Source organism: Lactobacillus helveticus DSM 20075 = CGMCC 1.1877, from assembly GCF_000160855.1.
GTDB classification, from domain to species: Bacteria; Bacillota; Bacilli; order Lactobacillales; family Lactobacillaceae; genus Lactobacillus; species Lactobacillus helveticus.
The window spans coordinates 707,710-722,504 of record NZ_GG700752.1 but is presented as its reverse complement, the minus strand read 5'-3'; the positions used below and the strand labels follow the sequence as shown (position 1 = coordinate 722,504).

At 36.4% G+C, this 14,795-nt stretch carries 10 protein-coding genes and 3 pseudogenes; 2 read left to right on the top strand and 11 right to left on the bottom strand.

Annotated elements, in window-relative coordinates; genetic code table 11:
* Window positions 1-1,586 (top strand): annotated as a pseudogene (locus HMPREF0518_RS03380) (APC family permease); the annotation flags it as partial.
* 48 nt (window positions 1,587-1,634) lie between these two features.
* Here the strand turns inward: HMPREF0518_RS03380 and HMPREF0518_RS03375 are convergent.
* The 4 genes and pseudogenes from HMPREF0518_RS03375 to HMPREF0518_RS10030 form a co-directional block, all read right to left on the bottom strand.
* Window positions 1,635-2,591 (bottom strand): alpha/beta hydrolase, encoded by a 957-nt coding sequence (locus tag HMPREF0518_RS03375; protein WP_020829089.1) that lies wholly within the window; start codon window positions 2,589-2,591, stop codon window positions 1,635-1,637.
* A 152-nt stretch (window positions 2,592-2,743) separates the two neighbouring features.
* A pseudogene (locus tag HMPREF0518_RS03370) lies at window positions 2,744-4,220 on the bottom strand (glycoside hydrolase family 1 protein).
* 45 nt (window positions 4,221-4,265) lie between these two features.
* On the bottom strand, window positions 4,266-6,287 hold the full coding sequence (locus HMPREF0518_RS03365; RefSeq protein WP_023191919.1) for a beta-glucoside-specific PTS transporter subunit IIABC: 2,022 nt from the start codon (window positions 6,285-6,287) through the stop codon (window positions 4,266-4,268).
* Between the two features lie 129 nt (window positions 6,288-6,416).
* Window positions 6,417-7,249: pseudogene (locus tag HMPREF0518_RS10030) on the bottom strand (PRD domain-containing protein).
* A 216-nt stretch (window positions 7,250-7,465) separates the two neighbouring features.
* Here HMPREF0518_RS10030 and HMPREF0518_RS03355 point away from each other — a divergent pair.
* Entirely contained in the window at window positions 7,466-8,620 is a 1,155-nt protein-coding gene (locus HMPREF0518_RS03355; protein WP_003626080.1) for a glycerate kinase family protein, read from the top strand.
* 4 nt (window positions 8,621-8,624) lie between these two features.
* Here the strand turns inward: HMPREF0518_RS03355 and HMPREF0518_RS03350 are convergent, their stop codons facing one another.
* From HMPREF0518_RS03350 to cdaA, 7 genes are all read right to left on the bottom strand, one after another.
* On the bottom strand, window positions 8,625-9,092 hold the full coding sequence (locus tag HMPREF0518_RS03350) for a low molecular weight protein-tyrosine-phosphatase (RefSeq protein WP_003633503.1): 468 nt from the start codon (window positions 9,090-9,092) through the stop codon (window positions 8,625-8,627).
* A gap of 3 nt (window positions 9,093-9,095) precedes the next feature.
* Complete coding sequence (locus HMPREF0518_RS03345) at window positions 9,096-9,809, bottom strand: hypothetical protein (RefSeq protein WP_003626076.1); 714 nt, start codon at window positions 9,807-9,809, stop codon at window positions 9,096-9,098.
* A 16-nt stretch (window positions 9,810-9,825) separates the two neighbouring features.
* Window positions 9,826-10,641: a Cof-type HAD-IIB family hydrolase gene (locus HMPREF0518_RS03340; protein WP_003626074.1), complete on the bottom strand. Its 816-nt coding sequence runs from the start codon at window positions 10,639-10,641 to the stop codon at window positions 9,826-9,828.
* A gap of 9 nt (window positions 10,642-10,650) precedes the next feature.
* Window positions 10,651-11,466, bottom strand: coding sequence for a Cof-type HAD-IIB family hydrolase (locus HMPREF0518_RS03335; RefSeq protein WP_003626073.1), 816 nt, complete (start codon window positions 11,464-11,466; stop codon window positions 10,651-10,653).
* A 94-nt stretch (window positions 11,467-11,560) separates the two neighbouring features.
* Window positions 11,561-12,913: a phosphoglucosamine mutase gene (glmM, locus tag HMPREF0518_RS03330; RefSeq protein ID WP_003626072.1), complete on the bottom strand. Its 1,353-nt coding sequence runs from the start codon at window positions 12,911-12,913 to the stop codon at window positions 11,561-11,563.
* Window positions 12,914-12,943: 30 nt separating this feature from the next.
* On the bottom strand, window positions 12,944-13,903 hold the full coding sequence (locus HMPREF0518_RS03325; protein WP_003626071.1) for a CdaR family protein: 960 nt from the start codon (window positions 13,901-13,903) through the stop codon (window positions 12,944-12,946).
* Complete coding sequence (cdaA, locus tag HMPREF0518_RS03320; protein ID WP_003633493.1) at window positions 13,900-14,742, bottom strand: diadenylate cyclase CdaA; 843 nt, start codon at window positions 14,740-14,742, stop codon at window positions 13,900-13,902. Before cdaA ends, HMPREF0518_RS03325 begins: the two co-directional genes overlap by 4 nt.
* Between the last annotated feature and the right edge of the window lie 53 nt (window positions 14,743-14,795).

The following is a 14,795-nucleotide window of genomic DNA, read 5'->3' as shown; positions in this document are numbered from 1 at the left end:
TGAAGACCATCACCTGGCCAATTTTGTCCTTGATGGCTCTATGTACTGTTATCGGTTTAGACGATATCATGTACAACTTTCAAAACCAAGGGATGCCAGTTATCACCTCTTGGATTATTATGTGTTTGCTTTATGTCACACCTTATTCTTTAATGGTGGGACAACTTGGTTCAACTTTTGATAAAGAAGGCGGCGGACTTTCATCATGGGTTCGTGGTACCGACGGTGAATTCTTAGGTTATTTCACTGCCTGGACTTATTGGGCTGCCTCAATTCCTTATGCAGTTGACTCTGCTAACGAAATCATTGTTGACTTGGTCTGTAACTGGAACCAAAGACTTCCAGTACAAGATTCCAACATCTTTATTTGCTATATTAACTTTTGTAGTATTTATTATTTTCATCATTGTCGAACACCACTTTTCTAATTCAATGGAATTTCTTTCCACTATTGGTGGTGGACTGATGATCATCATGGTTATTTTGTTTGTAATTTTGGCATTCTTTGGTTTAGTCAAATCTGGTGGTCACATGGCAACCAAGAACTTCGGCTTCCATTCAATTGTGCCTGACTTCAACTTGCACTATTGGTCAACAGTCGGCATGTTAATTTATGCTATGAACGGCTGTGAATTGGTTGCACCATATGTAACCAAGATGAAAAAGCCTAAGACTGATTTTCCTAAAGCAATGATTGCTTTGGCAGTGATGACTGCATTCTTAACCATCCTTGGTTCATTTGCTTTAGGTATCTACTTCGATGCCAACCACATTCCAAATGATTTAAAGATGAACGGTGCTTATTACCTCTTTGACATGTTAGGTGAGCAATTTGGAATGGGACACTTCTTGCTTTACTTCTGGGCTTGGACATCACTATTCTTCAACTGTGCTTTGGTAGCTGTTTTACTTGATGCAATGACTAGAATGTTAATTTCCGATACTGGCGACAAGTACATGCCTAAGTTTTTACGTAAAAAAGACAAGAATGGCTTGCCAGTTAACGGTTATATTTTAACTGTTGCTCTTTCATCATTCATTATGATCTTAGGTATTTTCTTACCAGACATGAATGACATTTTTAACTGGTTATTGAACCTTAACTCAATTATTTCTCCAGGTGTTACCTGCTGGATCTTCTACTCATTCATGCGTGTCAGAAAGAACTCTAAGAAGTATCCATCAAAATATGTTTACATTAAAAATGATAAAGTCGCTTGGCTTGTTGGTATTGCGCTTTTAATCGTGACTGCTGTAGCAACTATCCTGGGCTTTGCTCCACAAGATATTAAACAAGGTACAGGCCTTTGGTGGTACGAATTAATCATCAACATTATTACTGTAATTGTTTTGATCGGTTTAGGCGCAATCTTATTAGACGACGTGAAGTTGAATACGGCGTTGCTTTTGATAAAGCACAATGGATTTGGATGGGCATTTTGATTATCGGCTCAATTATTCTTGATATCTGGTTAGGTTCAACCAAGATTCCATTAAGAATTGCAATGATTGTCATTCAAGCTGTAATAGCCTTAATTCTTACTTGGCTTGTTGGTCGCAGAAAACCCGCAAATGCTACAAAATAAATATAAATACAAATGAAAATAAGCTAGAGCGAAATCTAGCTTATTTTTTTACAAATATTTACTTAAAAACTGCTCTATCCGTTCTTCATACTCTTTAGGATAAGTCTCAAATGAACGAGCATGTGTTGCCTTCTTAGCTACCCATATTTTTTTTGGACCTTTATCAGCCTTATAGTTTGCATAAACCATTTTGGTTGGTACAAATGGATCATTGCCACCATGAATAAAGAACATTGGCTTATCATTCTTCTTCACTGACTTAACAGATGATGCATCCCCTAAATAAAAGCCTAAGTTACCTTTACTAATAAGACTTAATAAATCAACAGCTACTGTAGCTACCGGCTTAGGCATATGGTACAAATCTTGTGCTTCATGCAAAAATTCATCTTTTACACTCGTATAACCACAATCTTCGATGTAAGCCTTAACCTGCTTAGGCATTTTAATGCCGCTAGTCATCATAGTAGTGGCACCACCCATGCTGACGCCAAAGATTACGATTTTTTGGTTCTTGCCTTCTTTAGCTATATCTTTTTCTACCCATTTGCGCACGTCATACTTCTCAGGCCAACCATAACCAATATATTTTCCTTGGCTTTGGCCATGCGCACGAGAATCTGGAAGCAAAACATTATAGCCTAGTTCATGAAACATCCCTGCATATGAACCCATGGTATCTTTATTGTTACCAAAACCATGAAGGATCACTACAGTCTTATGCGAATTTTTAGCTGGAATATAATTTGCATCCAAACGATAATCGCTTGTAGCGGATTTCATATACCAATGCTGCTTCTTTACCTTGGCATACCATTTCTTTTTAGCAGCCAATGGGTCTTTTTTTGTATTGTGCGAATATTTATTTAGTACACTTTTTTCACCAGGCGTAAAAGCAACGTTAAAAAAGTATGCTTCGCCTGCTCCAATTAAAGCTACAAGTACGGCTACCACTATCCCTATAGTTAGCCAAACTTTTTTGTACTTCTTCTCATTCCTATTCAAAATGCCAACTCCTATATAAAATTGATAGAGTTTATTATACACTTTTTAGTTTTGTATGGAATATTGACATTTTAAAGAAATACGTACTCTGTCTATATATATAAAGAGAGATGATGCTCCCTCTCTTTTTGTATACCCATATTTTTATGCAATTAACCTAAATCTTCACCATTTGAAGCAATAACCTTCTTATACCAATCAAATGAATCCTTAGGCATTCTTTTTAAAGTTCCTTCACCGTTATCATCACGGTCAACATAGATAATACCATAACGCTTAGACATTTGACCAGTACCGGCTGAAACTTCATCAATACAGCCCCAAGTTGTGTAGACACGAACATCAACGCCATCTTCGATAGCACGATTCATAGCTTCGATATGCATTCTCAAGTAGTCGATTCTGTAATCATCATGAATCTTACCATCATCACTAATCTTATCAACGGCACCAAGACCATTTTCTACAACCATTAATGGCAATTCATAACGATCATACATTACTTCAAGGTAGTATTGTAAACTGTCTGATCAGTTGCCCAGCCCCATTCAGAATACTTAAGGTATGGGTTCTTAGCACCAGCTGCGAAGTTTCCGCCAACTTTATCTTCAATCTTATGTGTAGTTACCACATTACTCATGTAGTAAGAGAAGGTGTACATGTCAACAGTACCTTCAAGCATGTCCTTTTTATCTTGTTCAGTGATGTCAAGATGTACGTTATGTTCCTTCCAAAGACGCTTAGCAAATGTTGGATACCTTACCCTTGCATTGTGCATCCCCCACAATAGAAGATGTCTTGTTCCCACATATGACGGTTAAGCAAAATATCCTTAGGATCTGGAGTAAGTGGATAATCAACAATACCACAGATCATGTTGCCGACTACATAGTTTGGATCAATTTCATGAGCTAACTTAACTGCACGAACACTTGCTACAAATTGGTAGTGCAATTTTTGGTAAGCGTGTTGGTAGACCTTGTCATCATCTACTTTATTACCAAATGAATTAAGCATTAATAAAGTAGTATTGATTTCGTTAAAGGTCAACCTGTACTTAACTAATCCCTTGTATTCCTCAAACAAAGTCTTAGCGTACTTGACGTACATATCAATCATCTTACGATCGCTCCAGTCATGGTACTTTTCACTGAGGTAAAGTGGATCTTCATAGTGAGAAATTGTAACTAATGGTTCAATACCGTACTTTTTGCATTCTTCAAAGACGTTACGGTAAAAATCAAGTCCAGCTTGATTTGGCTTTTCTTCATCGCCCTTTGGGAAAATTCTAGTCCAAGCAATTGAAAGACGGAAGACTTTAAAGCCCGTGTCGGCAAACATCTTAATATCTTCTTTGTAGTGGTGGTAAAAATCAATCGCTACATGGTTAGGATAATAACTATTAGGATCAATTGCACCAACAGCACCTTCAGGCAAACCTGCACCTGGCATGGCTGGAGTTTTTTCTAACTTACCGTTTAACTTATAAGTCAGCATTCTTGGTGCATCAAGGCTACCAGCAGTAGTAATATCAGTTACTGATAAACCTTTGCCATCAACATCATATGCACCTTCGATTTGGTTAGCAGCGATTGCTCCGCCCCACAAAAAGTTCTTTGGAAATGTCATCTTTATCTCTTTTTCTATTGTAAGCAGTTACAATTTCATTATAACTTAATTAGTTTGAACTTGGCCAGATACTTTAACTTTTTCATCTTCACCTTGCAAAGATAAAATTTCTTGATCAACTTCAACTGTGCCATTATCCACTTGGTTAATGCTTTCGTATTTCTTAGAGTTGGTTACTACAACTGGAGTAGCTACTTCATAGCCTGTTGCTTTAATCTCCTTAATATTAAATTCAACTAATGGATCGCCAGCTTTGACTTCTTGACCCTTTTGTACAAGTGTCTTGAAGCCTTTTCCTTGCAAGTTAACAGTGTCCATACCAATGTGCATCAATACTTCTGCACCATCTGTAGTGTTAATTCCTACAACATGGCCAGTTGGAAAAACAAGAGCAATCTTACCATCAGCTGGGGCATGAAGAACGCCTTCGCTTGGTTCAATGGCTACACCTTGCCCCATAGCACCACTTGAGAATACTTCGTCTTTAATTTCTGATAAAGGTTTTACATCACCATTTAATGGTGAAACTAATTTAGTAGATGGATTTAATTTTTCATCTTCGCTTGCAGCAACAATTGGATTGTTAGCAACTTCTGTTGCTTCGTTAGCTGCTTCAGCAACCTTTTGAGCTTGCTTCTTGTTGTAATCTGCATCAACTGACTTTTTACCAAAGAGTATTTGCAAAATAAAACCTGAAACAAAGGCTACAACACCGGCAATAACTACACCGATTACAGGAGTCATTGAACCACCCTTAGGGTTAGCGTAAGCTGGAATAGCAAAGATACCCATTGAAGGCAACATGTAAAGAACTGAGTGGAAAGCACCAATTACGGCACCAGAAATAGCACCACCAATACAACTTAAGATAAATGGAATTCTTCTTGGTAAAGTTACACCATAAATCGCTGGTTCAGTAACACCAAAGAGGCCTGAGAAGAAGGCACCAGTAGCGGTTTCCTTAAGCTTCTTGTCCTTGGTTTGCTTGATCATTGCAAGAACAACACCAACTTGGGCATAACATACCATGCATGACAAAGCTAAAATTGGATCATATCCTAATGCTGCTAAGTCGGCAGTAGTAACGGCCACAATTCCCCAGTGAACACCGAAGATAACAAGTACTTGCCAAAGAGCACCCATCAAAATACCGGCAACAATTGGACTGAAGTTGTAAATACCTTGCATTACTGCACCAATAGCATCACCAACCCAGGTCATCACTGGCCCAATAACAATAAAGGCAACAGGCAATGCAATAATCATAGTTGCTACAGGAACCAAGAACATTTGGACAACTGTTGATATCCACTTCTTAGCCCAATGTTCAATAATTGAAGCAAACCAGACTGTAAAGATAACTGGTAAAACAGTTGAAGAATAGTTCATGGTAATTACTGGAATGCCAAAGAAAGTCGTATGAACTTCTGAAGCAAACGCAGTGCCTTTAAACAAAGTGCTCAAAATTGTTTTACTTGATGCTAAGGCAACCGTACTTGGATAAGTTAAAGTTGCACCAATTGCAGCACCAATAAATTGATTCATATGAAATCTTCTTGCAGCCGTAAATCCTAAGAAAACGGGCAGGAAGAAGAAGATACTATCACCGATGGCATAAAGGATTTGGTAAGCACCTGACGTCTTAGAAAGCCATCCTAGTGAAGCACACATCACAACCAAACCTTTGATGATACCGCCGGCACTAAGTGGAGCTAAGATATCAGTAAAGATTCCTGAAATTAAAGCAACGGCTTTATCAATGAAGCTTGAATCATCATCTGCGCCATCGTCATCAGGAACTTGGCCACCACCTGGGAAGCCAACTTCCTTTAATACGGCATCATAAACATCGGCAACTTCATTACCAATAACAACTTGGTATTGGCCACCAGCTTTAACAACTGTTACAACACCATCAGTATCCTTTAAAGCATCATCATTTGCTTTTTTCTTATCTTTTAACTTAAAGCGTAAACGTGTTGCACAGTGAACTACACTATTGATATTATCTTTACCACCAACATCTTGGATGATGGTTTTGGCCAAATTATCATAATTCTTAGCCATTAGTCTTTCCCCCTCAAAATAAAAACCCAAGCTACTCAAAAACTAAAGAACATAAATATGCTCAACGTCTTTCAGTAACTTGGGTTAATGCCTAATTCTCTTAGTAACATACCTAAGTAACTTAGATATTTAATTTTCTTGACGACTAGTTACTCGCCAAATATGTAAAACCAAGTAAAACTTGTCATCTGTATCCAATGTCCAATTCATCTTGGCTTGTAAGTAAATTGCGATTCGGTCTGCGGTTTCATAAGCCTTACTATACTTAATCTTCATGAAACCTAGCATCGCTGGATCAAGTGGTGCTTCATCCCTATGCTTATTTCTTAAAAATCTAACTAGCAAAATTCGCAAATGTGAAATAAAGCGACTATAATTAAAAGAACTCGTATCCAGCTGCATTGAATACTGCAGCTGAATGATATCGATAATTCCATTAATCAAATTAGTGATCTGAATAGTTTCCTGTACTTGTGCCACATCACTTTTGGCATTTACCAAGTGATATGTCATAAAAATCGATTCACTCTCAGGCAATTAAATTTGCATGTTTTGATTGATTATTTTCACCACTTTTTTAGCCACTACATATTCCTTAGGATATAAATTTTTAACCTCCCAGTTGTTGTTAGCTGGATCAATGTCAATATGATCTTTAACCCGCGTTGCCGCAAAATCAATGTGATCAGCTAAGGCAAGGTATTGAAAGTCATTAAACTTAACCTGAAGCAGCGGTTCAACCAACTGAATTATTTTATCAGTGACTTCCATCGTCTTGGGGTTAAACCTCTTAACTTGGTCCACTTCATTTTTAGTAACAAAGCGACGTTCAATTTTACTTTCATCAATCGGATCGCCCTTCTTGAGGCCAAATCCTACGCCCTTGCCTAGAACAATCTCTTCTTGACTTTGATCATTCATGGCTAAGCAGCACTATTATTAAATGTTTTAAGAAATTTCACGGATACTCCTCACCACCCTGATATAAAGAAAAAAGCTACTACGAAAAATAATATACTAATAAGTATACTATAACTATTCGTAGTAGCTAAGACCTGATCGTATCAGTAATCCGCTCACTTACAGTTATTATAATAACTAAACTTGTAAGCGGTGTCAATATAATTTTATGAAAAAGATCAAAATATTTTAAAATATAAAAAAGCGAGGTATTTACTATGAAATTTGTCTTAGCGCCTGATTCATTTAAGGAAAGCATGACGGCCGCAGAAGTGTGTCAGGCAATGGAAAAAGGTATCAGAAAAGCTATCCCAGAGGCAGAAATGATTTCTGTACCAATGGCTGACGGCGGTGAAGGAACCACTGATTCTTTAATTGATGCTACTAATGGTCAAAAACATTTTCTTACTGTAACCGATCCATTAGGTAAAAAAGTTAATGCTTATTATGGTATTTTAGGTGATCAAAAAACTGCAATTATCGAAATGGCGCAAGCTAGCGGCCTAACATACGTTGCTAAAAATAATAGAACTCCTGAGACCATTATGAGAACTACTACTTATGGTACTGGCGAACTAATTAATGATGCATTGAAGCACAATGTAAACAAAATAATCATTGGCTTAGGTGGCAGTAGTACTAATGATGGCGGTGCTGGTATGGCACAAGCAATCGGAGTTAAATTTTTTGATCAAGCCAATCATGAAATAACTACAAAACTTGGCGGTGGGGATTTAAATAAAATAGCTAAAATAGATCTTTCTGCTATTAATCCTCAACTAAAAGACGTTCAAATTTTAATAGCTAGCGATGTTACTAATCCCCTTACCGGCCAAAATGGTGCTTCTGCAGTCTTCGGACCACAAAAAGGTGCAGATGCCCAAACTGTAGAAAAACTGGATCAGAACTTATCACACTATGCCACACTTATTCAGCAAACAATCAAAAAAGATGTTGCCATAATCCCAGGAAGCGGAGCAGCTGGCGGGTTAGGTGGTGGGCTACTTGCCTTTACTAACGCCACAATTCATCATGGTGTAGAGCTTATCGCTCATGAAACTCATTTAGCTGACAAAATTAAAGGCGCAGATTTTGTTTTCACCGGTGAAGGTGGAACGGATTTTCAAACTAAATTTGGCAAGACCCCTTATGGCGTTGCTCAAATCGCTAAAAAAGAAAACATTCCTGTTATTTCACTAGCAGGCTATTTGGGAGAGGGCATTGAACAACTATATGATGAAGGTTTTACTGCCATTTTCGGCATTCTTGATAAAGCAGAAGACATCCATCAAGCATTAAAAGATGGACCTAAAAATATTGAACGTACTACTGAAAATATCGTGCGTTTAATCATAAGTACGAAAAAAGGATGAGCTTTTACTCATCCTTTTCCTTTACCAATTTTTCAACTAACGCTTTGCATCCCTTATAAATTTCATCATATGCAGTATCAAAATCATTTGTATACCACGGATCATCTACATCTTGATAAGATCCCGCAAACTCTAATAATTTATGTTCCTTGCGTTGAGGATCTCCACCTGTAATCCGATTCATATCTGCAAAATTTTCTTCATCCATACAAATCAAATATTCATATTTATCATAATCGGCAGCAGTCATCTGACTTGCTCGATGACTACGATCATATGGAATTCTATTTTTCTCCAGCTCTCTTTGAGCTCTAGTATCAATTGATCTACCTAACGCATCTTGTGTTGTCGCTTTAGATTCTGCCAAATATAAATCTTCTAATCCATTTTCTTTAATCAAATGTTGCATAACCGCTTCTGCCATGGGTGAACGACAAATATTGCCATGACAAATAAACAAAATCTTTTTCATCTTTTATTTTATCCTTTTCATTATTTTAATAAGGAATGGCCATACAATAGCAGTTCCTAATCCGATTATTAATCCTAACCATATATTAGAAGATAAAGTTACTAAAATACCACTATAAACTCTGCTTTGTAATGATGTCATTGCTTCATTAGAGAAAATCCATAAAGCAGCAAATGACCCCAAAGCTGCAATTGCCAGTGGAATTGATGCCAAAGCTCGGCCAAAAATAATTAAAATAGCCGCTAATAAAAACAATAAACCGATACCGAAAATAGAATATTCATAAATAGTGATAACATGAGAAATCTCTTCTGATTTTTCATCCAATTTATTATTGATTTGCTTTATCAAATAATCATTAATTATTTCTTCTAATTTGGTTTTGCTAGTTAAGCCTAAGTCCTTGGTGGATAATTCTCCTTTTTCATTATATTTTTCACACAAGCGATACAAGTCAGCATAAGACATCTCAATCTTATATTTTTTAGGCAATTGTTCTAATAAGGTTTGTTCTAACCCTGTATCTTCTAGTAGCTTTACACCGATTTTCAAGTTAGAATTATCTGATTCTTGAACAACTCGATTAATTACTTCTTTACCCATGGCCTGCGTATCGTTAATTTTTAAACTAACGTTGCTCGTTAATAATAGGAAAAAGGAAAGCGCCGTACAGGCTACCATAATTAGACGTAATAATATGTTCCCTATACTTTTCATATCATATATCTACCTTTTATTTATCAAAAATCAATTTGTTAATTGCATATGCTATTCCAGCTTCATCATTAGACTTAGTTACAAAATCAGCCTTGTTTTTAATTGAATCAATAGCATTACCCATAGCTATTTTGTTAAAGCCAGCAACTTCAAACATTGACATATCATTGCCCTGATCACCAAAAATCATTACTTCAGTGTCATTAATATTTAATTTTTGAGCTAATTCATGGATAGCCTTACCTTTAGAAGCATTCTTTTTATTGATTTCCCAGATTTGAGGATCGCTACGTGCCACATTATATTTTTGTTTAAAATCTTGGGTAAATTGCTGACCTAGTTGATCTAACTTATCTTCTGCTCCGGTAAATTCAGCTTTAATAAATTTGAAATCAGTTGGTATTTCATTTAAATCTTTAATTAAAAATGGAGTAGCACTAACTGCAGACATTTTGGCCATTTTAATAGAAATCAATCGATCTAAAGTTACATAATCATGCTTTCTCATAAAATGAAGGTTAATTCCAGGATTTTGCTTCTGAATATTCAACATTTTCTTAAATTCCGCATAATCAAATTGATGACTAATTAAAACATTTCCAGAAATAGCTTGTACTAAGCCCCCATTATATAAAACGGCATAATTTTCATCCCCAATTATTCCTAAATCTTTCATATAAGGAACCACTCCTGGAAGTGGTCGGCCTGAGGCTGGTACGATTTTAATCCCTGCTTGATTTGCTTTTTTTAGAACTTTTTTAGTTTCTTCTCCAATTTGATTATTAGATTGCAACAAAGTGCCATCCATATCAACTGCAATTAATTTAATCATTACTTATCCTTATAAAACAAATTTCTTCAAAGCCTTAGCGATACCATTATGATCATTATCATCTGTCACATAATCAGCTTTGTCTTTAATTGTGCTGATCGCATTACCCATCGCAATTTTCATGAAGTTAGGGTTTGAGAACATAGAGATATCATTGCCTTGGTCACCAAAAATCATTACATCTTTTTGATCAATCTTAAGTCTACTTGCTAAATCCATTAATGCATTTCCTTTAGATGCACCCAAAGCGTTTAACTCGATAATACTATCAAAATTACGCACAATATCATAGGTATCAAAGGCCCAAGATGGCAAATTATTCCAAAGTTTTTCAACTTGATCATTGCCTTCCCATGAAGTGAATCCCACCTTATTAAAAGTAAAATCTTGTGAAATATCCTTACGCTCTCTTACCTTCATAATATTATTAGTCAAGGCAGCATTAATTTGCATTTGAATGGACAAATCATGATCGCATGTTAAGAAGTACTGAATAGTTTCAAAATGGACATTAACATGACTTAAACGCTGGAAGCGAAGCATATTATTGAAATCTTGATAATTGAGTTCCTGACTCATCAAGACTTTTCCAGCAATAGTTTGAACAACAGCCCCATTAAAAACAATTGCATATTGATCATCACCTGATAATCCCAATTGCTTTGCAAATGGTAAAACTCCAGAAAACGGACGACCTGTTGCCAATACTACTTTTATTCCATTTTCAGATGCTACTCTAAGCATTCTCTGAGTTTCAGGCAAAATTGTATTGCCACTTGATAATAAAGTACCATCTAAATCTACTGCAATTAATTTTATCGCCATTTTTATTCCTCCCTTGACTAAAAACAAAGCTATTTTTAATTATACAAAAAGCCGTGAGTTAACTCACGACTTTTAGTTTAAAGACAATATTTAATTACTTGCCCATTTCTTTTTCAACAACTTTAACAATGCGATCAACATAAGCATCAGTTTCTTCTTGGGTTGGGCCTTCTGCCATTACTCTAAGAAGATCTTGAGTACCTGAAGGACGAACAAGTACACGACCATTGCCGTTCATGTCTTTTTCAACTTCAGCAATTACGTCAAGAATTGGTTGATGTTCCTTCCAGCTCTTCTTGTCCTTAACTGGAACATTTACTAAGCATTGTGGGTAATCCTTAAAGTCCTTTAAAAGTTCACTAAGTGATTTACCAGTCTTCTTCATTACAAGCATCAAGTGAAGACCTGTAAGCATACCATCACCAGTGTTGTGGTAGTCGCTCATGATAACGTGACCTGATTGTTCACCACCAAGGTTGTAGCCATGTGCACGCATTTCTTCTGAAACATAACGGTCACCAACTTGAGTACGGACATTCTTCAAGCCTTCTTTTTCAAGAGCCTTAGTAAAGCCAAGGTTACTCATTACAGTAGTAACAATAGTATCCTTCTTAAGACGGCCGTGTTCAGCTAAGTATGAACCAATAACGTACATAATGTGGTCACCGTCAACTTCATTACCGTTTTCGTCAACAGCAATACAACGATCAGCATCCCCATCAAATGCCAAACCAAGTTGGGCACCTTGCTTAACAACTTCTTTTTGCAAGTTTTCAGTATGAGTTGCACCACAGTGATCATTGATGTTTAAGCCATTTGGATGAGTGTAAATAGTAGTAAAGTCTACACCACAGTCAGCAAACAATCTAGAAATAAGGGCACTTGAAGCACCATTAGCACCATCGATTACAACTTTAATTCCATCTAAATCTTCTGGAATAGTATTTTCAATAAATTGTAAGTACTTAGCGCTACCTTCGTGGAAGTCAGTAACAGTACCTAAACCTTCAGCAGAAGGACGTGGCAAGTTATCTTCTTTGGCATCAATTAATTTTTCAATTTCTTCTTCCATTTCGTCTGAAAGCTTTAAACCATCGCTACCAAAGAACTTAATACCATTATCTTCTACAGGGTTGTGAGAAGCTGAAATTTGCACACCTGCGTCTGCACCTTGTGCTCTAACTAAATATGAAAGACCTGGGGTAGTAATTACACCTACTTCAAGAACTTCGATCCCCACTGAAAGAAGACCTGAGATAAGGGCATATTCAAGCATTTGACCAGAAATACGAGTATCACGAGAAACTAAAACTTTAGCTTGTTCGCCATCTTTTTTATTCTTAGTCAAAACATAACCACCATCACGGCCTAATTTAAAAGCCATTTCTGGAGTTAAGCCTTGATTAGCTACGCCACGAACACCATCAGTTCCGAAATATTTTAGCATTTAATAAACAACCTTTCTTGCTACCTAAATTTAATTATTTAAACTCTTCACTTTAATCACAATCTGTACATATGAAAGGTCAACTCGAGCAACACCTTTAGGCAATACCAAAGGATAATTCTTCACGGTCGAAGAATCAATTCCTTTCAAATCAACATTAACATCTAATTTTTTAATCTTGTCTAATGTTGATTTTTGACCATATAGAGTAACTTCATCATTTTTCGCTGTCACCGAATATACCTTATTACTATCTTCGTTTTTAGGCTTTAAATTCAACTTCACCTTTTTATGTGACAAAGAAATAGGAAGTCTTGCTCTTACCGTAGATGGATTAATTACAACGTTTAACTGACGACCCTTACTATCTTCAGCTACCAGCATTACTTGTCTTTCATATGAGTGATTGATGCCATTAGGCAATCCTAATTTGGCTACAATTTGATCAATCTGGTTAACTTCGCCTTTTGCTCCTGTGACTTCAACTTTTTGCGGATCAACACTGGCCGTTCCGATATCATATCCATCTGCAACAGCATTCTTATTATACTCTATTTGTACAGGCATGGTACTAGATTTTCGTCGTTCAATATCAACATTAACTCTTGCAGGATTAATAGTATATGAAAGCTGACTATTAAGTCCAGAAACCTCAACCTTAACTGTCTGTTTTCCTGTCTTTTTATGAGTTAAATCGATATACGCTCTAAAGCTTTGAGTATTAACAGTCGAAGTCACCAATGCATTTGATCCTTCTAAAGTAATTTTTACTTTTTCAGGATAACCAACTACATAATACTTATCAGTATCTACAGAAACTTGTAATGGCACACTAATTGTCTGAGTTTCGCTTGCCGTTTGACGAGTTTTCTTCGGTTCACCTTGAGTCACAAAACCTGTTTGAGTTGAATCAATATAAACTACTAACAAAATAGCAAACAAAAGCGAGACCACTCTGATAAACCAACGTTTATCCCAAAAACTTTTCATCGGCCCGCACCCCATTTCCAAACTTTGTTAATTACTCGACGAATCCAAGGAATCTTCTTTTCTTCTTTAGGCACTAATTGTGCATTAAGATACTTAAGATATTCTTCTCTAGTTAAATCAAGCAAGAAACGTCCATTTTTGGTAATTGTAACGCCACCGGTTTCTTCTGATACTACAATCGTCACAGCATCTGTAACTTCAGAAATTCCAACTGCAGCACGGTGTCTAGTTCCCAAGCGTTTAGGAATCATGCTACTGTCAGATAAAGGTAAATATGCTGCAGCTACTGCAATTCGGTCATTGTTAATAATGACCGCACCATCATGAAGTGGCGTGTTAGGGATAAAAATATTAATTAATAATTCACCTGTAATATCAGCATCAAGCTTAATTCCAGTTTCAATATAATCATCTAACCCAGTATCCTGCTGAATAGTAATCAAAGCACCGATACGTCTTTTAGACATATACTGAATGGCTTTATCCAGTTCTTGCACCATTTTCACAGACTTGGCATGAGCACTTTCACCACGCCCACTAAAAATTGGTGTGCGACCTAATCTTTCTAGTCCACGTCTAATTTCTGGCTGGAAGATAACGATAATTCCGATTACTGCCCAGGAGACGATTTGATCAACAATATATGTCACTGCGCGCAATTGCAATAAGCCGGCAATAATTCTTACAATAAAGATAAAAACTATTCCTTTAGCTAATTGAACTGCTTTAGTACCCCTAATTAGCATGATCAAGCGGTACACCAAATACCAAATAATCAAAATATCTATAGCAATTGAGAAATTATTCCACGTAAATAAGTTAGTGAAATTGAAATGCATTTGTGACTCCTTTCTCTCTTAATTATAACTGACCAGCTGTAAAGAACATATCC